At 70.9% G+C, this 19351-nt stretch carries 17 protein-coding genes and 1 pseudogene; 11 read left to right on the top strand and 7 right to left on the bottom strand.

Annotated elements, in window-relative coordinates; genetic code table 11:
- The first annotated feature begins 407 nt into the window (after positions 1-407).
- Together ACRYCC_RS10710 and ACRYCC_RS10705 are read left to right on the top strand one after the other, a co-directional pair.
- The gene (locus ACRYCC_RS10710) at positions 408-1619 is read left to right on the top strand and encodes an amidohydrolase family protein (protein WP_433810802.1); all 1212 of its coding nucleotides are present in this window, start codon (positions 408-410) and stop codon (positions 1617-1619) included.
- A gap of 83 nt (positions 1620-1702) precedes the next feature.
- Positions 1703-1990, top strand: a complete 288-nt coding sequence (locus ACRYCC_RS10705) for a hypothetical protein (RefSeq protein ID WP_433810800.1) — start codon at positions 1703-1705, stop codon at positions 1988-1990.
- A 717-nt stretch (positions 1991-2707) separates the two neighbouring features.
- Here ACRYCC_RS10705 and ACRYCC_RS10700 read toward each other — a convergent pair.
- A pseudogene (locus tag ACRYCC_RS10700) lies at positions 2708-3597 on the bottom strand (LysR substrate-binding domain-containing protein).
- A gap of 122 nt (positions 3598-3719) precedes the next feature.
- Between ACRYCC_RS10700 and ACRYCC_RS10695 the strand changes: the two are divergent.
- The 3 genes from ACRYCC_RS10695 to ACRYCC_RS10685 all read left to right on the top strand — a co-directional run bounded on the left by ACRYCC_RS10695 (position 3720) and on the right by ACRYCC_RS10685 (position 9726).
- Positions 3720-4580 (top strand): dihydrodipicolinate synthase family protein, encoded by an 861-nt coding sequence (locus ACRYCC_RS10695; RefSeq protein WP_433810799.1) that lies wholly within the window; start codon positions 3720-3722, stop codon positions 4578-4580.
- Between the two features lie 209 nt (positions 4581-4789).
- The gene (locus ACRYCC_RS10690) at positions 4790-7492 is read left to right on the top strand and encodes a hypothetical protein (protein WP_433810797.1); all 2703 of its coding nucleotides are present in this window, start codon (positions 4790-4792) and stop codon (positions 7490-7492) included.
- Positions 7493-7494: 2 nt separating this feature from the next.
- Complete coding sequence (locus ACRYCC_RS10685; protein ID WP_433810795.1) at positions 7495-9726, top strand: hypothetical protein; 2232 nt, start codon at positions 7495-7497, stop codon at positions 9724-9726.
- Positions 9727-9840: 114 nt separating this feature from the next.
- On the opposite strand, the gene ACRYCC_RS10680 is transcribed toward ACRYCC_RS10685, so the two are convergent.
- Together ACRYCC_RS10680 and ACRYCC_RS10675 are read right to left on the bottom strand one after the other, a co-directional pair.
- Positions 9841-10563 carry a cation efflux transmembrane domain-containing protein gene (locus ACRYCC_RS10680; protein WP_433810793.1) on the bottom strand — a complete coding sequence of 241 codons (723 nt, stop codon included), beginning with the start codon at positions 10561-10563 and terminating at the stop codon, positions 9841-9843.
- Positions 10560-10922, bottom strand: coding sequence for an ArsR/SmtB family transcription factor (locus tag ACRYCC_RS10675; protein ID WP_433810791.1), 363 nt, complete (start codon positions 10920-10922; stop codon positions 10560-10562). The genes ACRYCC_RS10680 and ACRYCC_RS10675 overlap by 4 nt, the downstream gene beginning before the upstream one ends.
- A gap of 113 nt (positions 10923-11035) precedes the next feature.
- Here ACRYCC_RS10675 and ACRYCC_RS10670 point away from each other — a divergent pair, with 113 nt between their 5' ends.
- The 3 genes from ACRYCC_RS10670 (at position 11036) to ACRYCC_RS10660 (ending at position 12395) form a co-directional block, all read left to right on the top strand.
- The gene (locus tag ACRYCC_RS10670) at positions 11036-11392 is read left to right on the top strand and encodes a hypothetical protein (protein ID WP_433810789.1); all 357 of its coding nucleotides are present in this window, start codon (positions 11036-11038) and stop codon (positions 11390-11392) included.
- On the top strand, positions 11389-11841 hold the full coding sequence (locus tag ACRYCC_RS10665; protein WP_433810787.1) for a MerR family transcriptional regulator: 453 nt from the start codon (positions 11389-11391) through the stop codon (positions 11839-11841). Before ACRYCC_RS10670 ends, ACRYCC_RS10665 begins: the two co-directional genes overlap by 4 nt.
- Positions 11842-11963: 122 nt before the next feature.
- Positions 11964-12395 carry an ArsR/SmtB family transcription factor gene (locus ACRYCC_RS10660; protein ID WP_433810785.1) on the top strand — a complete coding sequence of 144 codons (432 nt, stop codon included), beginning with the start codon at positions 11964-11966 and terminating at the stop codon, positions 12393-12395.
- Between the two features lie 15 nt (positions 12396-12410).
- On the opposite strand, the gene ACRYCC_RS10655 is transcribed toward ACRYCC_RS10660, so the two are convergent.
- Together ACRYCC_RS10655 and ACRYCC_RS10650 are read right to left on the bottom strand one after the other, a co-directional pair.
- A complete protein-coding gene (locus tag ACRYCC_RS10655) occupies positions 12411-13319 on the bottom strand; it encodes a hypothetical protein (protein WP_433810783.1) in 909 nt (302 codons plus the stop codon).
- A 70-nt stretch (positions 13320-13389) separates the two neighbouring features.
- Positions 13390-14007, bottom strand: coding sequence for a DivIVA domain-containing protein (locus tag ACRYCC_RS10650; protein ID WP_433810782.1), 618 nt, complete (start codon positions 14005-14007; stop codon positions 13390-13392).
- Between the two features lie 357 nt (positions 14008-14364).
- On the opposite strand from ACRYCC_RS10650, the gene ACRYCC_RS10645 reads away from it, so the two are divergent.
- Positions 14365-15405 (top strand): cation diffusion facilitator family transporter, encoded by a 1041-nt coding sequence (locus tag ACRYCC_RS10645; protein WP_433810780.1) that lies wholly within the window; start codon positions 14365-14367, stop codon positions 15403-15405.
- Positions 15406-15744: 339 nt separating this feature from the next.
- Here ACRYCC_RS10645 and ACRYCC_RS10640 read toward each other — a convergent pair whose 3' ends face one another.
- Positions 15745-16140, bottom strand: coding sequence for a hypothetical protein (locus ACRYCC_RS10640; RefSeq protein WP_433810778.1), 396 nt, complete (start codon positions 16138-16140; stop codon positions 15745-15747).
- A gap of 387 nt (positions 16141-16527) precedes the next feature.
- Here ACRYCC_RS10640 and ACRYCC_RS10635 point away from each other — a divergent pair, with 387 nt between their 5' ends.
- Both ACRYCC_RS10635 and ACRYCC_RS10630 read left to right on the top strand, forming a co-directional pair.
- On the top strand, positions 16528-18045 hold the full coding sequence (locus ACRYCC_RS10635) for a M28 family peptidase (RefSeq protein WP_433810776.1): 1518 nt from the start codon (positions 16528-16530) through the stop codon (positions 18043-18045).
- A gap of 19 nt (positions 18046-18064) precedes the next feature.
- Positions 18065-18244 carry a hypothetical protein gene (locus ACRYCC_RS10630; RefSeq protein ID WP_433810774.1) on the top strand — a complete coding sequence of 60 codons (180 nt, stop codon included), beginning with the start codon at positions 18065-18067 and terminating at the stop codon, positions 18242-18244.
- 50 nt (positions 18245-18294) lie between these two features.
- Here ACRYCC_RS10630 and ACRYCC_RS10625 read toward each other — a convergent pair whose 3' ends face one another.
- The gene (locus tag ACRYCC_RS10625) at positions 18295-19350 is read right to left on the bottom strand and encodes an aldo/keto reductase (RefSeq protein ID WP_433810772.1); all 1056 of its coding nucleotides are present in this window, start codon (positions 19348-19350) and stop codon (positions 18295-18297) included.
- Position 19351 lies beyond the last annotated feature (1 nt).

Here is a 19351-nt window from a genome sequence, read left to right as displayed (position 1 = left end):
CCCCCTCGCAGGACCACTCCGGTCCTGGCAGGTCGCATCTGCCTGGACAGAAAAGAACTCCGTTCTATAACCCGCTTCCCGCGGCGCGCGCGCCACTCCCCGGGTTCGGAGGTCGTGGCCCGTCCCGGCATGGAAACGACCCTGGTGCCGGCGCACACCCGACCCCTCCGCTGACCCAGCTCACTGAAAGTGCCTTCTAGCAGGTACTTTGCGGGTTCGACACAGCGGCAAGGCCGGGTGATCGACCGCCCCTCCCCTTCGCGATCCGCGCCCGAGACTCGACGCACCCCACGATGAACGACAGGAAACCCGTCACGCGGTCTTGCGAAATGAGAAACGTTGTTCTAATTTTGGAGCAACCCCAGTGGCCGGCTCACGGCCGCGCAGGCGGTCCGACCCTGTTCTCGATGAAGGGCAACCCCGTGGCACACGACCTCTCGTTCCGCTTCTTCGACTGCGACAACCACTACTACGAGGCCACCGACGCCTTCACCCGGCACATCGAGCCCGAGTTCCGGAAGCGGACCATGCAGTGGGCGGAGATCGGCGGCCGGACACGTCTGCTCGTCGCGGGCAAGGTCAACAAGTTCATCCCGAAGCCGACGTTCGACCCGATCGCCAAGCCCGGCGCGATGGACGAGTACTTCCGCGGCCGCAACCCCAAGTCCTCCGACGTCCGGCAGCTGTTCGGCGAACTCGAGCCGATCGCCTCCCGCCCCGAGTACCGCGACCGCGACGCCCGCCTGGCCCTCATGGACGAGCAGGGCATGGACGCCTGCATCATGCTGCCCACCCTCGGCGTCGGCATGGAGGTCGCCCTCTCCCACGACATCCCCGCGCTCACCGCGGCGTTCCGCGCCTTCAACCGATGGATGGAGGAGGACTGGGGCTTCGCCTACCGCGACCGCATCTTCAGTGCCCCCTACATCACCCTCGCCGACCCCGACAACGCCGCGCGCGAACTCGAATGGGCGCTGGAGCACGACGCCCGCTTCGTCATCATGATCCCGGGCCCCGTCGTCACCAAGACCGGCCCCCGCGCTCCGGGCGACCCGATGTTCGACGCCTTCTGGCAACTCGCCAACGACTCCGGCATCACCGTGCTTTACCACGGTGGCGAGACCCACTACACAAAGTTCCTCCACGAGTGGGGCGAGTCCGACTTCACCGAGGCGTTCCGCGCGAACGCCTTCCGCGGCCTGGTCTCGCCGGACCCCATGCAGGACACGGTCGCCAGTCACCTGGCCCTCGGCCTGTTCCACCGCTTCCCCAACCTGCGCATCGCCTCCATCGAGATCGGCTCCGCCTGGGTCTTCCACCTGTTCGAGAAGCTGTCGAAGTCCTACGGCCAGGTTCCCCACCTGTACCCCGAGGACCCCCGCGAGACCTTCAAGCGGCATGTGTGGGTCTCGCCGTTCTACGAGGACGAACTGCGCAGCCTGCTGGAGCTCCTGGGCGCCGGGCACATCCTCATGGGCTCGGACTACCCCCACGTCGAGGGCCTCGCCGACCCCAGCTCCTACATCAAGGACCTGCAGAACTTCGACTACACCGCGGAGGAATGCGAAACCGTCATGCGCACCAACGGATGGGAACTGGCCACCCGCCGCCCCGTCTGACCCCGCACCCACGGGCGGGGACGGCGCGCCGCCCCCGCACTACCCCGCCCGTTCCGGGCGGTCCCGACGAAAGGCGCCCGGCCGTGAGACTCGGCAAGCTGAGCCTGGTCAACCTGCTCATGGAGGAAGGCGAAGAGGACACCGCCGTCCTCATCGCGGCCTCCGACCTCCCCGACACCCTCGACCTCGAACACGACGCCCCCGCGCTACGAGCCCTCGGCCTCGGCGAGGACGACCTGCTCGCCCTCCTGCCCGCCATCACCGGCGACGACCGCCCGGGACTCAGCGCCGAGGACGCCGCGGCCCTCGACCGCACCATCTCCGAACGCTGGGCCGCCCTCGTCTCCGACTGGACCGGAGGCCGCCGATGACGGTGGACGGGGAACGCGTCGTGGCGCGGCACCCGTGATCGAGCCCTGTCCCGCCGCCCATCCCCCGGCCGCGGCCCTCGGCGTCTACTCGAAGCGGACGGCGCCGGGCGTCGAACGGCAGGTCGTTCCTGGTCGTGTCCGCTCTTATCGGGCCGGCGAAGAGCGTGGCGACGAACACGGCCAGCGCGACACCGCTGACCGCACGGTAGGTGGCGCGTGGATCGGCCGTGATGCGCCGCGCCGCGCCGCGCCGCCAGCAGGGTGGTGGCGCGCCGGCTGTACCGTGCCAGAACCCGGCCGACCAGCGCACACGCCCACGGTCCGATGACGATGGCGCCCACCAGGGTGCACAGAACGAGGCCGGTGAGGACCCAGGCGGCTGCGCTGCTCTGGGTGAGTTCGGGGCGGTCGCGAAGGCCGATCGCCGTAACGACGAGCCCCACGATGCCGACCGTCACCGGCAGCGCCCGCCATGCCTTGGGCGGCCGCAGGGGTGCGCGCCTGCTGATCCCGAGCGGAGTCATCTGCACCCGGTGCAGCGAGACGACCGCGGCGACGACCGCCAGTACCGGCACTCCGACGAGGACGACGATCATCTGACCGAGCGGTACGGCGAAGTCGCCCGGGAAGAAGCGACCTGCCTGGTACCCGCCCTAGTGCAGGTTCTCCACCACGAGCGGACGCGCCACTCACCGGGTAGAGCTGACGACGAGGTGGTCACGGGGTTTCGAGCTCGGCGGGGACGGCGGCGCGCAGGGCCGCGGTGACGGTGGCGACGGCGGGGTGCGCGTCGGCTCCGGCGCGGTGGGCGGTCATGGTCCGCCTGCGGATCGGCAGCCGGGTCAGCACCACGCCGGGTGGCGGGTTCACCGCGCCGAGCTGCGGGATCAGCGCGACTCCCTGTCCGGCGGCGACCAGGGCCAGCACGGTGGCGAACTCGTCGACGTGGTGCCGGACGCGTGGGTGAAACCGGCGGCCTGACAGGCCCGGATGGTCATCGCGTGGCAGGCCGTGCCCGGGATCGCGGTGATCCAGGGCATGTCCGCGCAGCCGGTGATCGCCCGGCCGTCCATCGGGCCGGCCGACGCCAGATACACCGACTCGCTGCACAGCGGCCGGGTGGCCAGCCCCGGCTCGGCCGGCCGAGGTACGAAGTCGTAGTCGTGCATCAGCGCGAGGTCCAGGTCGCCGGCGCGCAGCGCGTCGGCGACGCCGGCCGGATCGATCTCCGAGACCATCGGCTCCAGGCCGGGGTGCTCGCGGGCGAGGGCGGTCAGGGCGGCCGGGAGGATCGCCCGCGCCGCTGTCGGGAAGGTACCGATGCGCAGCGGGCCGGCCAGGCCGTGGCGAGCGTCGACCAGCTCGCCCGCGGCCTGTTCCAGGCGTTGCAGGACCGCCTCGGCGTGACCGGCCAGGTTCTGCCCGGCGGGGGTCAGCCGCACCCGTCGCCCGGTCCGTTCCAGCAGCGGCACGCCCGCCTCGCGTTCCAGGACGGCCAGTTGCTGGGAGACCGCCGAGGGGCTGAAGGACAGCGCCTGGGCGACGGCGGCGATGGTGCCCCGCAGGGCGAGTTCGCGCAGCAGGCGGAGACGACGCACGTCGAGCATCGGCTCAGCTTATGCTCGAAGCCACAAAGGCGAACTGGACCCGCACAAGGCGGCTCGCGCACGCTGGTGACCATGACCATGGACACCGCCCTCCGCGGGATACACGTCCGCTGATCACACCGTTGACCGCTGACGGGCGGCTCGCGGCAGACGCCCTGGAGCAGCTCGCTCACGACGTTCTGGCCGAGGGCGCCACCGGGATCGTCGCGCTGGGCACGACCGCCGAGGCCGCCACCCTCGACGAGACCGAGCGGCGCGCGGTCGTCGACGTGTGCGCCCGGGTCTGCCGCGAGCGTGCCGCGACCCTGATCGTCGGCGCGGGCGGCAACGACACCCGGCGCAGCGCGACCGCCCTCGCGCAGCTCGCGGCGTGGCCGGACGTGACGGCCGCGCTGGTCCCCGTGCCGTACTTCACCCGGCCGACGCACTCCGGCGTGCTGGCGCACTTCTCTCACCTGGCGGCCACCAGCCCCGTACCGTTGATCGTCTACCACGTCCCGTACCGCACCGGGCGGTCACTCGACGCGGCCTGCCTGCGCGCGTTGGGCCGGCTGCCCGGAATCGTGGGAGTCAAGTACGCGGCCGGCGGCATCGACCCGCACGCGGTGGACCTGCTCGGCGACCTTCCACCGGACTTCGCCGTCCTGGCCGGGGACGACCTGTTCGTCTCACCGCTCCTCGCGCTCGGCGCCACCGGCGGCATCCTGGCCTCCGCCCACCTGGCCACCGGGCGGTTCACCAAGCTGGCGGCCGCCTGGCTCAGCGGGGACCTCCCGCGGGCCCGGGACCTCGGGCACCGCCTGTCCGCCCTGTCCGCCGCCGCGTTCGCCGAACCCAACCCCACCGTGATCAAGGGCGTCCTGCACGCGCAGGGCCGCATCCCCACGCCGGACGTACGGCTGCCGCTGCTGCCCGCCGGTCAGGACACCATCGACCAGACCCTCAGGCGGCTCGCCGACCAGGCATCGGGCTGCGCGACATGACGGTCGCCGGCCGGCACGCCTCCGGCGAACCGGAGGGAAGGCGGGCTCGTTTTGCGGGTTGCCCATTTCGGGATTTTCAGGGGAGCGCGGCCCTTCCCGAACATTGACAGTTCGGCGGCACGCACGGATGACTGAGTCATTGACCGGCGACGAGCCGGGCGACCGATCACGGGGTGTGAGCGGCGACGATGACGAATGATCCATGCAGCGTGAAGATCACGAAGGTTCTGTACCGGTTCGAGGGGGACTCGGCCGGGGCCGCCGTCGTCCGGGTGACGGTTCAGGGGAAGGCGGCAGGCATCTCGCAGGTCGCCGTCGAACTGACCGATCCCCCAGTGGCGGCCGAGCCGGCGCAGGTCAAGGACGGGACGTGGAAACACGTCTTCACGCTGGAGGAGTCCCGGTTCCCCTACGGCTGCCGGATCAGCGTGACGGCGCGGGCTGTCGACGACGACTGCGACGCGGCGGACTGCACGTCGGTGACGCTCGGGTCCGGCCCGTGCGCGCCGCCGAAGTCACCGGCGGGGTGTCTCGCGGGTCTCGAGCAACAGCGCGACCGTTTCGTGGCGAGCCACCCGGACCGCTTCGTCGCCAGCCGGGCCTTCACCCCGCTGCTGTGCTCGTGGTGGGCGCCGACGGTCAAGAGCAAGGCGACCGCGATACTGCTCGCGTCCGCGCTGGGCGACCTGCCGGATGAGCCCGAGGCGCTGGGGCAGAAGTTCGCCGAGCGGCTCGCCGAGCGCGGCGCCGAGTTCGAGAAGGGTCTGCATCCGGGCGATCCGGTGGATCTGGAGGCCGCGCGGCAGATCGTGGCCGAGACCTACTCCGAGGTGTACCTGCCCGCAGGACCGAAGGCGGCGGCCGACCGAGCAGGGATCGAGCGGCTTCCCGGCCCCGAGATCGCCGGCTGGCAGGTGGCGACCGCCTCGGCCGCGGTCACGCCCGATGACGTGGCCCGGGTGTTCGCGGGCAGCCAGGGCCTGGTGACGACGTCGACCGGCGCACCGTCCGCGATCACCAAGGGCGTCGAGCGCTATCTGGACATCGGCTGGCTGGGCATCCTGTTCTACGACCGGCTGCGGCTGCGGCCGAGCGGTCTCGCCGCGGGCGACCAGGTCTACGCGCTCTCGCTCGCGCCAGGCGAGGAGGTGACGCTGACCCAGCGCAGCGAGACCAAGCGCAGTGCCGCCTTCGAGGAGATCGTCGACCAGACGATGGAGCAGGAGCTGGAGTTCAACAGCACCTGGTCCACCGGCCTGACCCAGCAGGACGCCGACTCGACCACCAGTTCCTCGGGCGGGAATCTCAGCGCGTCGGTGGGCGTCGACCTCTTCGGCCTGATCAACGTCGACATCGGTGGCGGGCTGAACGCGCAGGACAGCCATACGAAGACCACGAGCACCCAGACCCAGAACACCCGGCAGACCACGCGCCGCGCCGCGTCCAAGGCCCGGCAGGAGCACAAGACCACCTTCCGGGTCGGAACCGACGCCCTGGAGGAGTTCGGCTCGCGGAGGGTGCTCCGCAACGCCAACCCGAGCCGGGCCCTCACCCTGACGTTCTTCAAGCTCTACCAGAAGTACCGGGTGATCCTGGAACGCCATGACGCCAAGCTCTGTGTCTCTCTGTGCGTCGACGACCCGGGCGCTCACCTGCGGCAGGAGCTCCTGGAGGAGCTCGCCAAGCTGGATCCGGTGGCCCCGGCGGGCACGGTCCCGGAGATCCCGGCCGCCGGGCAGCAGATACAGGACTTCGACCTCGACAACCCCACGCGGGGCATCACCGCTGAGGTGGAGTTCACGACGGAACTGCCCACGGGCACGCTGCTCACCGGCTGGAGCCTGGACATCACCGGCTTCCGGCTCAGGCAGGGCGCCGCCGTGGTGGACGTGGACCCGAGCCGGTTCGCGAGCGCGGGCGGGAGCTGGGCGTTCGTCAACACGAGCGGCCCCGTGGTCGGCTCCACCGGAGAGCAGCGGCACCGGGTCCACTTCATCCTGCCCGGCGGAGTCATGGGCCTCTCCTCAACGGCGTCGGTGAGGTTCACCTGGAGATACGCGCCGGACAGTTCCTTCACCGACGACGTGACGGCCGCGCTCGAGGCGGCCAGGCAGAAGGTCAGGGATTCCTTCTCCGCCGACCGGGTCATGCGGATTCTGGAGGAGGTGCGCGCCGGGGCCAGGGATCTGGTCTTCCGGCAGTTGTTCGAGCAGACGCTGCTCGCGGGCGTCCGGGCCAAGAAGACCGATCCGCCCTGCGATCTGCTGGAGCAGATCCGGCAGTGCTTCGACTGGAACGAGGCGGTGATCCAGTATCTGCCCTGGTGGCTGACGTCGGCCGGATACCAGCGCCGGGAGGACCTGCGCAGGCTGCTGCTCACCCTGCCGGGCGACACCCAGAGCGATCTCATCATCGATGATCTGCTCGTCGCCTCGAAGGCCCGGGTCTACCTGCCCATCCGGCGCGGCCGTGAGAAGGACGCCGTCCAGTTGCTAGCGGGGAAGGGGAACGTCCCCTGTGTCGCCGACTTCATCGCCTGGCGGGACCAGCAGCTCGGTCAGCTCCCCTACCCCCTGCCCGACTACACGGCGATCACCGCGATCGGCCCGTCGCTCGCCACCCCCGCCGGGGCGGCGGACTGGGAGCACGACTGGGAACGGCAGCGCGGCAAGTTCCTCGTCCTGGACGAGTGGTCCGAGCTGCTGCCCACCGACGGGGTCCACGTCGAGCCGTCGTTGAGCACCTGCGGGGCGACCGACGAGTACCGCACCGCGGCCCTCACTTCCGATCTGCGCACCTCGGCGGCTCTCCAGGAGGACGAGCTGGCGCGAGCGGAGCTGGCCCGTTCCCTCGCTGCCAAGGACGACCTGGAACGCACGGTCGTCGTCTTCGGCGACCCGTCGGGACGCTGACGATGGCCTTCAGGATCCCTCGGCCACGGGCCGAAGCGCTCCCGCAGGGCCTTGAAGAACTTTTCCGGCTCGCGGGGGCCGACTGGACGCGGGAACGCAGGACGAAGGCCGACAAGCCGAATATCTGTCCCACGGACGCACAACGCCGCGCCTACGCGGCCAACGTCGCGAGCCGCGGCGGGCGACGCCGGCCCGTGCCCGCCGTCGAGACCTGGGACCGGTGGCTCGCGCAGGAGTTCCCGGCGATGGTGCTCGCGCTGGCCGACCGGCTGGAGGCCTCCCCCGAGGACCGGTTGAGGCTTCGTCAGGCTCTGGCCCGCGCCGACCTGAAGCACGCGGCGGCTGTGACGTCGCGGCTGGTGACCCTGTCACCCTTGGTCAGGAAGGGGGAGAACGCCCCGGATCCTGCCATCGATACCCAGGGCTCCCTCAGCCGGTCGAAGGCCTGCGAATATGTCTCGGGGTCGCTGGACCCGCTGCTGACCGCCGCGGACTACAGGTCGTGGCTGGACCGGCTCCTGGACGTGCGGCCGTTCGTACCCGGAGCACGCCCCGGGAGCCCGCGGGTGCCCCCGGAGGCGGCGCGGCTCGAGGCTCTCCGCGACGACGACCTCGCTCGGACCTGGCTCGATCCGCCCCAGCCCCCGGCGAACCAGAATCCGGCTCAACGCCGCGCGTACGAACGGGAGTTACAGAAATACCTCCGGCGCCGCGCCACCGTACAGGCATTCGTACAGTCGGAACCCGCCGCGCCGGGACTGCGGGTGCAGGGCCCGCTCACCGCAGGCGAGGCCGCCCGGCTGGATCGGGTACGCGGCCAGGCCGCCGCGAGCCCCGGGGCGGCCGTCGTCTTCCCCCGGGGGCAGGTGAAATCCGCCAACCTGTTCATCGGCGAGATCGCCGACACCGCCGGGGGCTATCTCGCCGTGCTGGAGGCCGCGCTGCCCGGCGGGCCGCTCAGCCAGGCGCTGCTCGGGGCGGCGTACGGCATGCTGGCGCTGGCGCTCGTCCCGATCAACTGCCTCTACGACCGCTTCCACGGCACCTGTGCGGTGGAGAGCCTGCTGCCCCGGCTCACGGCCAGCGCGGCGGAGCTGAAGAGATACCCCGCCGAGCGGCTCTGGGAGGCGCTGGGCCCGCTGGCCGACCCGAAGAACCCCGCCGACGCCAGGCTGGTCGCGGCGTTCTCCGAGTTGGCGGTACGGCTGGCGGACCGGACACAGCAGGCTCACTTCAGGCTCGCCGAGCTCGCCGCGGACCAGGGTGGCGGCCGGGTCCGGATCCCCCAGTCCTTCTCTCCGGGCGGCTCCTGGAGATTCCCGGTGACCACCGACGACGGCGACGTCGAGTTCGTCGTCCCCGAGATCTTCGAGTGCGACCTGCCACGCGAGCCCAACCGGGAGATCTTCTGGATCCTGCCCTCGGTGTGGCCGCCGCTGGCCACCGCGGTCGCCCTGGTCAACCAGGCGGGAATGCGGTTCTGGATCAACGCCTCCAACAACCGCTGGGGCGGAGCACACCCCCCGCATTCCGCCCACCGGCAGGGGACCAGCGTGGACGCGGATGTCGGTCTGGGCTGGGTGCCGAACGGGAAGGTACCCAACATCAAGGCGCGCGACGAGCGCAACTTCCCCCTCTCCGACAGGGAGGTCCCCGGCAACTCCAAGCGGCCGGAATGCCTCACGGGAATCGACCGTCTCGCGGGCTGGATTCTCGTACAGGCGCTCACGCTGACCGGAATCACTCAGTACCTGTACGGCGACCGGGGCCTGGTCGCCGAAGCGACCGCGCATCTCGCCGCGCAACTGACGGTGGACCGGCCCGCCGCCCTCGGCGGCACGCTCGAGATGAAGGTGCATGCCGACCACTGGCACTTCGAGGTCCTCAGCGGCGGCCGGCCCGCCGGGAAGGGCGACTACGTCTGGCAGGTGGACGACGAGAACCTGCTCGACAGGCTCTACGAACTGGCCGTCGCACGCGATGAGGACGACACCTTCTGGGCGAAAATGGCGGGCCTCAGGGAGGCGCCCAGGGCCGCGGAGGACTTCAACGGGATCAAGGACGGCGAGCACTGGCGCACCTGGTGGCAACGCGGCCGGAACGGCCCGACCGGCGTCTCCCTGCTGCCCGTCTGGACCCGGCAACTCGCCACGGACACCTTGGGCCCGCGTAACTGCATGGACCCCAGAGACATGCCGGTCCCCGCCACCGACGAAGGCGAGGCCGCCGGGTAGTGCACATCGGATCCGGCGAGGCGGTCATTCCCCGGTCGTCGGGCAGCCGCCAGGTGGTGAGGGCGAGTCCGGCCCACCACGACGCCCCTGGGCGTGAGAAGAGTGCCGCGGGGGTCAGGAACAGCAGTCACAGCCGGGCGCGCACGCCGTGCAGGCGGGCGTCCCGGCGGCCCTACCGGCCACGTCGCGGGTGGGTGCGGCAGGCAGGGCGCAGCAGGCGTCCCCGCGCCAGGCCTCACGGCCCTCTTTGACGGCCACGGCGGCGATGACCAGCGCGGCGATCGGATCGGCCCACGCCCATCCCAGCAGGCTGTTGACCGCCAAGCCCACCAGCAGCACCGCCGACAGGTAGGTGCACAGCAGCGTCTGCCTGGAGTCGGCGACCGCGCTGGCCGACCCGAGCTCACGGCCGGCGCGGCGCTGGGCGTACGACAGCCCAGGCATGATCGCCAGGCTGAGCCCGGCCAGCACCAGCCCGGGCGCCGAATGCTCCGCCTCGCCGGCACCGAGTAAGGCTCGTACGGCCTCCGCGGTGACGTAGCCGGCCAGCGCGAAGAACGACAAGGCGATGATCCGCAGCGCGGTCTTCTCGCGGCCTTCGACCACGGCAGGGTCGCGGGCGGAGAACTGCCAGGCGACCGCGGCCGCCGAAGCGACCTCGATCATCGAGTCCAGCCCGAACGCCACCAGCGCTCCGGACGAGGCGACCGTGCCCGCGCTGAGGGCCACGGCGGCTTCGATGAGGTTGTAGGTGATGGTGGCCGCCACCAGCAGCCGCACGCGCCGCGCCAGCACGCCGCGCCGCTGCGCGGACGGCTCCAGCGGCAACGCCGTCACGCGTTCGCCTCCGGAACCGGAGCGGCCGTGGTCGTGCCGATGCCGTAGGTGGGGCACAACGCGACGGCGCGGCCGGTCGCCTCCAGCAGACCCTCCGCCGAACGCAACAGATCCAGCAGCTCGGGAGCGGCGATGAAGTAGAACGACTGGCGGCCCTGCGCCCGGTAGTCCACCAGCCTGCAGCCGCGCAGGCACCCCAGATGCTTGGACACCGTCGACTGAGCCAGCCCCAGCTCGCGGGTCAGGTCCACCACCCGCGCCTCTCCCCCGGCCAGCCGTTGCACGATCGACAGCCGAACCGGATCGGCCAGCGAGTGGAACAACGCCGCCGCGGGCGCCAGCCCGTCCAACGAAGTCATTCCACAATCAGAATCAATCGCCATACCGTGATGTTATCGGAGCCATGTGATTCGTAAAAGAGGGGCGGATTGGAGTTGTATCCGGTACCTCGGTACAGGCTTACCGTCGGGCTATGGAGGAAATCGAGCCAGAGCCGGGCGGAGCGTGGGAGCCGGCGGCGTGCACGTTGCCCACCGCCGAGCGGCCGCTACGGGTGGCGGAATTCGACGCGCTGTTCGCCGAGGCGGTGACGGGCGTGGAGCGCCTCGCGCCGGGCCGGGTGCGCATGGACCTCAGGGCCTCCCCGGAGACGGCCGGACGGACGGCGGAACTCGCAGCGGCCGAGACGGGCTGCTGCTCCTTCTTCACCTTCGTCCTCACGGCGACAGGCGGCGCGTTGTCCTTGGAAATCGGTGTACCGGACCAGCACACCGAGGTCCTGAACGAATTGACCGCCCGCGCCCTGAACACCGTCGGCGGTGCGCGATGAGCGGGGGGTTGCGCAGCGGGCAGGTCGCCGAGGCGGCCGGGGTGAACGTGCAGACCCTGCGGTACTACGAGCGCCGGGGCCTGCTGGCAGCACCGGATCGGACCCTGGGCGGACACCGGTTGTATCCACCGCGGACGATCACGATCCTGCGGGTGATCAAGACCGCGCAGCGGCTGGGGTTCACCTTGGAGGAGGTCGCCGATCTGCTGGAGACCACGGCCCACCACCACGGCCGGCGGCCGGCGAGACTGCAGGAGCGGGCCGTCGCAAAGCTCGCGGAGGTACGGCGGCGGATCGACGACCTGGAGGTGATCCAGGCGACCCTGCAGGCCGCCGTCGCGGCGGGCTGTGACGACCTGATCGCTTGCGCGGGCCGGCCGTGCTGTCCACTGCCCTTCGCCGAGCTCGCCCATCCCGATACCGACCCGCAGAACGGAGCCCGCCCATGAGGGCCTCCTGGCCGGGCTCGCGCGGTCGCGCCGGCGGCGGTGCGGGCCCGGGATGCGGCGCACGTCGGGCAGGTATCACCAAGGGCCGGCCGGATGGAGGCCGCCCCCGCTAGTCTTGATATATGAACAATAGCTCAGATGATCAAAGAGTCGTGGGCTTGGAGGACTGCAGCGTCCGGATCGTGGATCGCGACCGGGTCACGGTGGTCGCCGCGGCGATGCCCGCCGAGGGTGACGTCGCCGAGCTGGCGGACGTGTTCGCCCTGCTCGCCGATCCGGGCAGGCTGCGGGTGCTGGTCGCGATGCTGGAGGGCGAGATGTGCGTGTGCGATCTCGCCGCGGTCGCCCGCTCCAGCGAGTCGGCGGTCTCCCATCATCTCCGGCTGCTGCGCGCCCACCGGGTGGTGCACGTGCGCCGGACCGGGCGGATGGCCTACTACCGGCTCGCGGACGCCCACGTGCGGATGCTGCTGGACGTCGCGCTCACCCACATCGGCCACGCCCCCGCGGCCGCCCACCCCGAACACGACCTGACCCCGGAGAGCGACGGATGACCGTCCCGGACGGCGTCACGCCGGCTGCATGAGGGGATGCGTCCTCGCCGTCCGATCAGCCAACGCCCTCATGGCAGAGCCGGCGCACTCGCTGTGCGGGCACGCGGCCTCGCCCTGCGTGGTGCGTGCCGTGGTGATGAGCGCGCCCAGCACGATGGCGGCGCTCACGGCGATGACCATGTGCCGGCGCTGGAGTCCTCCTTGCTGCCGGGCGGCGAGTTTCATGCCGACCACCGCGATACGCGCCAGCACTCCGGCCACCGTACCGAGCAGCAGCGGGATGAGGCGTTCGGGCAGCGGACTGAGGGTGGCGGCCAGGACGCCGACCGCGGGGCTGACGCACGAGACCACCAGCCAGGGGGCCAGGCGTTGCTCGGCCATGTCCAGCAGTGCGGCCAGGGCGAGCCCTTCGCTGGCCGAGTGCACCATCAGCGCGAGGACCACCACGACCGAGCCGGTCAGGGCCAGGGTGGCACCCTCGATGGCCCGGTGCGTGGTCAGCGCGGCGGCGGTTCCCATCCCGCCGAACATCGCGGCGTCGACCGCTCGTTTGAGACGGCGGTGCCGGCCGGGCGCGTGCCGTGCGGTCCGGGCGACGGTGTCGGAGGGACAGGCACAGCCCTTGCGGGTGAAGTAGGTGATGACCAGGAAACCGGTCGCGACCGAGAGGCCGAGCGCCCAGAGGGGAACTCCGTCTTCGACCGCGTCCTGGTAGGCATCGGGCAGCAGGTCGGTCAGGGCCATCACCATCATCATGGCGGCGGCGATCGCCAGCCAGACCACGGCGCGTCCGGAGTCGCGGCGGGCCAGCCACGCTCCCGACAAGGTCGAGACCGTGACCAGCCCCACCGCGAACCACGCCTCCGAGCCAGGAGTTCGCCCCTGATCCAGAATCGGTCCCGTGAGCATCTGCATGATCAGCATTGCTGCCCTTCCTGTCGGTCTCCATCTGCCACCTGCCGCCCGCGCGGGCTGAGGCAGTTGCCGGCTGGGTTCAGCGGTCGCCGTTGAGGTGGTCGGTACCGTGGAAGGGCGGCGCCGGGGTGGCCGGCGACGCCTCGTCACCGGCGTCCAGTTCACGCAGCAGGCCCTGCAACTGACGTGCCTGGGTCTCCAGGCTCTCCCTCATCCGGGCACCCTGGTCGAGCGACTGCCGGACCATGACTTCGGCGCGCTCGCGTGCCCGCGCCAGGATGCCGGCCGCCTCCTGCTGGGCGGCGATGATCGCTTGATCGGCTGCCTGCTGGGCGAACGCGACGATGCGGCCGGCGTCACCGTTCGGCGCAGGGGCCTTCGCGGCCCGCGCGGCCGCCTGTGCGACGGCCTGTTCGGCCAGGGACAGCTGGCTGCGCAGGTCCTGGTTGTCGGCGAGCACCGCATCGAGGGTCGCTTCGACCTTGTCCAGGAAGGTGTCGACCTCCCCCATCTCGTATCCCTCGCGGAGGCGGACGGTGGTGAACACCTGGCCGCGCACCTCGGCCGGGCTCAACCACCCCATACCGTGGCCATGGGCGAAGCGCCGCACCGCGTACGGCACCGCCGACGTCATCGCGGCCGCGCCGGGATGCTCCTGCTCAGGCTGTCCGTGCCCGTGTCCGTGTCCGTCATTCATGTCTGCTCACCGGCCTTGCTGTCGTTGTCCGGTACGAATGGGGATGGGTGTGCCGGCCCGCCACCGTCAGGGACGGCCGCCGGCCAGGAGGCGGGTCAGGCCCGCGCCACCGGCATCGACCGCCGCCCCGGGCGGCACAGGCGCCAAGCCGGGGCCAGCCTGGAGCGCGGCCGGCCGGAAGCCGGCGGGACGAGCCCGGCCTCACCGCCGGCCCGATGTTCACACAAGGTAGTTAGCCGTTTACTGAACGTTTAAACATCAGATCATGCGCTCATATATACAGAGGCCACTACATCCCGTGGCGGGCCCCGGCCGACCAGGCCGCGCAACGCGATGCCGAAGGGGCAGAAGGCACCGATGACCGATCACAATCACGGACACGGACATGGGCACGGACATGGGCACGGGGTCTCGGCGGGGGCGGACCGGCGGTATCTCAGCGGGGCGCTGGTGCTGATCGTGGGCTTCATGGCGGCCGAGGTCGTCATCGGATTCATCGCCCGCTCGCTCGCGCTCATCTCCGACGCCGGGCACATGCTCACCGACGCCGCCTCCATCGTGCTCGCCCTGATGGCGATGCGGCTCGCCGCCTGCCCTCCCCGGGGCGGATACACCTACGGCCTCAAACGCGCCGAGATTCTGTCCGCGCAGTTCAACGGCATCACCCTGCTGCTGCTGGGCGCCTGGTTCGGCTACGAGGGAGTCCGGCGGCTGATCGAACCCCCCGAGGTCGAGGGTTTGTACGTCCTCGCCACCGGCCTGGCCGGCATCCTCGTCAACCTCGCCGCCACCTGGCTGCTGTCCAAGGCCAACCGCACCAGCCTCAACGTCGAGGGCGCCTACCAGCACATCCTCAACGACCTGTTCGCCTTCGTCGCCACCACGATCGCCGGTCTGGTCATCTGGCTCACCGGCTGGGGCCGCGCCGACGCGATCGCCGCCCTGGCCGTCGCGGTGCTCATGCTCAGAGCCGGCTGGGGCCTGGCCCGCGCCACCGGCCGCGTCCTGTTGCAAGCCGCACCCGTGGAACTCGACCCCGACCACATCGGCGCCAAGACCGCCGCCCTGGACCAGGTCGTGCAGGTCCACGACCTGCACATCTGGCAGATCACCTCCGGCTACGCCACCCTGTCCGCGCACATCCTGGTCGTCCCCGAAGCCGACTGCCACACCGTGCGAGCCGCCGCCGAGCGAATGCTCCACGTCGATCACGGCATCACCCACACCACCCTGCAGGTCGACCACGCCCCCCTCGAACTCCGCACCGTCTACGCCACCGAAGACCACTGCGAGGACCCCCACGGGCCCGTCCACCACGGCGCCGCCGCCAAGCGCACCACGTCGTTGTCGGCGCCCACGTCGTTCGAACATCACCCCTCCCTCAGCGGCTGGCACTGACCCCTGACCTCACCTGGGACGAACCGGCATGCCCTGCCCCAGGCCTCGAGGCACCCGGCAGGAGGCCACGAGCCGGCAGAAGCCCTGCTCGGGATCTGGGCGATCTCAAGCCGCGGCAGATGCGGCACCCCCAGCCGCGCGCCCCCGGCGCCGGACCGGGCACGGGCATGCGCATGCGGCGGTGACGGCTTCGGCGAACATCGTGGTTCTGCGAGGGCGGCCGGCCCTGGACCGGGGCGACGGCACGAACCGGGCGGCGGGCACGAACCGGGCGCCGCGACGGGACGGGCGGCAGACGGTCTTATCCGGCCGCCGGGCTCCCCGCTACGGCGGGCTCTGTCAGCAACGCAGGATCAGGCAGCGGGCCGGGCTCGCTTCAGCGGCCACCCGCGCAGGCCCGCAACAGCAGCCGGCGGCGGCCACCGGTGCGCAGGACGGCGGAACCGGCGGCCCGGCGGAGGCGGGCACACCACCGGCGTCGTCACGAGGCTCGACCGCCGTCTTCACGCACACGTGCCCGACCTCCGCGGCGTCGCCGCCGGACAGCTCCAGGCGGCTGCCGTGCGGCAGCCGGAAGGTTCCGGTGGTGGGGTCGTGGTGTTGCGCGAGACCGGCGACCACCGCCCCCACGGCGGGGCTGCCGGCTCCCGGGGCGGCGCACGAGGCGGACGCATGCGCGGCGCACAACGCCAGGTGGACGGCCACGATCACGACCACGGCCGCTCTGCCCAGCACCCGAACACCTCGGAGGCCGGACAGAACAACACCTACACCCACCCGCACAACGCTTAATGTAATTCCCCGACTACGAAATGCGCTGCGAGGGCAGCGGGAACAGACCGTCTCGCCACCCCGAATTATCCAGAAAGGTCCAGGTCAGCAGCGGCCAAGTGAGCGCATGACGGACCCGGGAACCGCACGATTCAGCCGCGGGCCGAGCGGTCACCCCGATGGCCGATGAGCCCGCCCAAGCCCTGCAGACACTCATTGAGCATTGGCGCGCAAGGGTCTCTCCAGAGTCGGCCACGGTTGGCCGTAACGCCTTGTCATCTATTGATGACTTCAGCACTAAACTGGTCATGCTTCGCACCATTCGTAGTCTTCCCACCCCCGGAGGGTCGAATGGTGCGCAAACGTGCGCTCTCAATCCTGGCAACGCTCACAGTCGCGGTCGCGGTGACCCCGCTGGCCACCGCCCAAGCCAGTGCACCCCAGCCCAAACTGCCCAAGCTGGTCACGCTCAAAGATGTCCGTCACCATCAGCTGAATCTGCAGAAGATCGCTGACGCCAACGGCGGCAACCGCCTGGCGGGTCTGCCGGGCAACCAGATCACGATCAAATACATCGCCGACCAGCTCAAGCGCGCCGGCTACACCCCGACGGTACAGACCTTCGACATCAACTACTGGGAGGAACTGTCCGACCCGGTCTTCGCCGAGACGGCTCCGACCCCGAAGACGTTCACCCCGACCACCGACTTCGCCACCCTGCAGTACTCGGGCGCCGGTGACGTGACCGCCGCCGCCACCGCCGTCGACCTCGCCAGCGCGGGCCTCGGCAGCGGCTGCGAGGCCTCGGACTTCACCGGGTTTCCCGCGGGCAACATCGCGCTGATCCAGCGCGGCGGCTGCTTCTTCTCCGAGAAGGCCGACAACGCGGTCGCCGCCGGCGCCAGCGCCGTGGTGATCTACCAGCGGCCCGACGTCCAAGGACCCGTCGGCGGGACGCTGACCAACCCGTACTCCATCCCGGTCGTCGGCCCGACCAACGCCATCGGTGTCAGCCTCGCACAGCAGGCCCAGAACGGTGGCGTCACGCTGCACATCAAGACCGACACCCGCAACCAGGTCAAGCAGGCGGCCAACGTCATCGCCGACACCGAGCGCGGCCGCGCCGACAACGTGGTCGTGGTCGGAGCCCACAACGACAGCGTCGAGGCCGGACCCGGCATCAACGACGACGGAAGCGGCACCCCGACCCTGCTGACCATGGCCCAGCAGATCAACAAACTCGGCAGCAAGATCCACAACAAGGTCCGGTTCGCGTTCTGGGGCGCCGAGGAGGAAGGGCTCATCGGCTCCCAGTACTACGTCGACCACCTGGCCCCCGCCGACCAGGCCAAGATCGCCCTCATGCTCGACTTCGACATGCTCGGCTCGCCGAACTACGTCAACTTCGTCTACGACGGTGACAACAGCAGCGGCAACAACAACGTGCCCGGCCCGGCCGGTTCCGGTGCCATCGAGAAGACCTTCAACGACTACTTCGCCGGCCGTGGCCTGCCCACCGATCCCACCGCGTTCGACGGCCGGTCGGACTACAACGCCTTCATCCTGGTCGGCATCCCCGCCGGCGGCATCTTCACCGGCGCCGAAGGCATCAAGACGGCCGAGCAGGCCCAGAGGTACGGCGGCACCGCGGGCCAGCCGTACGACCCCTGCTACCACCAGGCCTGTGACCGCTACGACAACGTCGACCTCACCGGCTTCGACCACATGATCGACGCCACCGCGTTCGCGACCGAGATGTTCGCCTACAGCACCCTGACCGTCAACGGCAACGAACTCGCCAAGAACCGCGCCACCACCAAGGCCAAGGCCACCCGGCCCGACCGCCTCGGCCACTTCTGGGCCCGCTGACCGGCCCGGCCGACACACCGTGAGGGGCGCGCCCGGACCGGGCACGCCCCTCACGCTCGTCCTCTCGGTGGTCAAGTACCAGCTCTGCACGAAGCCCGCCAACAGGCCGATGACCCCCGACCCGGGCACCCCGGACCAGCACTGGGTCCTGGGCGAACCGAGCCCCGGCTGCGGCACGGTGCCGGCCACGATCCCCTAACGCAGACCTGCCACAAGCCGGGCGACCAGGCCAGCGGCGAGCGGGCGGGCTCAGGCGACGGGCAGGATCGGGGTGTTGAAGCGCGCGGCGTCGCCGCCGAGGGCCACGGGGCGCGCGGAGGCGACCACGTCGTGCGGCTGGCCCAGGGCAACGCGGCTGACCTCGTCGAGGCGACGGTACTGCTCGGCGTCCAGCCGGACGTCGAGAGCACTGATGTAGTCCTCCAGTTGGGGCAGGGTGCGCGGTCCGATCACCGGGACGAGCGGTGTCGCGGCGCGCGCGGCGCGCTCGCGGACCCACGCGACGGCGACGTGTGCGGGGCTGGCACCGGTCTCCTTCGCGATGGCCAGCACGGCATCGACCACGGCGGTCTTCTGCCGGCTGTCCTCGGTGTGGACTATGCGTCCCCAGTCGGTCAGCCGTCCCGCACTGCCGGTGCGGTACTTGCCGGTGAGCAGCCCACCGCCCAGCGGTGACCACAGCGCCCCGCCGAGCCCGAGGGCCTCGGCCATGGGCAGGATCTCGCGGTCGGCGGTGCGCTCCACCAGGCTGTACTCGAACTGGACTCCGATGACGGGCGCCAGCCCGCGCAGTTCGGCGAGGGTGACGGCGCGGGCGGTGCGCCAGGCGGGAAAGTTGGACAGGCCCGCGTAGAGGATCTTGCCTTGGCGCGTGAGGTCGTCCAATCCGCGAACGATCTCCTCCACCGGGGTGACGGTGTCGGGAAGGTGCACCCACAGCAGGTCGATGTGGTCGGTCCGCAGCCGCCGGAGGCTGTCCTCGACGCCCCGCACCATGTTCTTGCGGCTGTTGCCGGTGCCCATGACACCCGCGTCCCCGCCGACCCCGTGGGTGAACTTCGTGGCCAGCGAGAATCGTGAACGCCGCCCGGTCAGCAACTCGCCGAGGATCTCCTCGGACTGGCCGGCCTGGTAGCTCTCGGCGGTGTCGATGAAGGTGCCGCCGGCGTCCGCGAAGCGGTCGAGGACGCGGCGGGCCTCGGCGGGCTCGGTTCCCGTGGCGGCGCGGGTGCCGAAGGTGGCCGTACCGAGTGCCACCTCGGAGACCCGGAGGCCGGTCGTGCGGCCGAAGGTCGTGTGTTGCATG

This window comes from Actinomadura scrupuli (assembly GCF_050971785.1).
Taxonomy (GTDB): Bacteria; Actinomycetota; Actinomycetes; order Streptosporangiales; family Streptosporangiaceae; genus Actinomadura_E; species Actinomadura_E scrupuli.
This window is presented reverse-complemented; position numbering and strand designations above follow the sequence as displayed.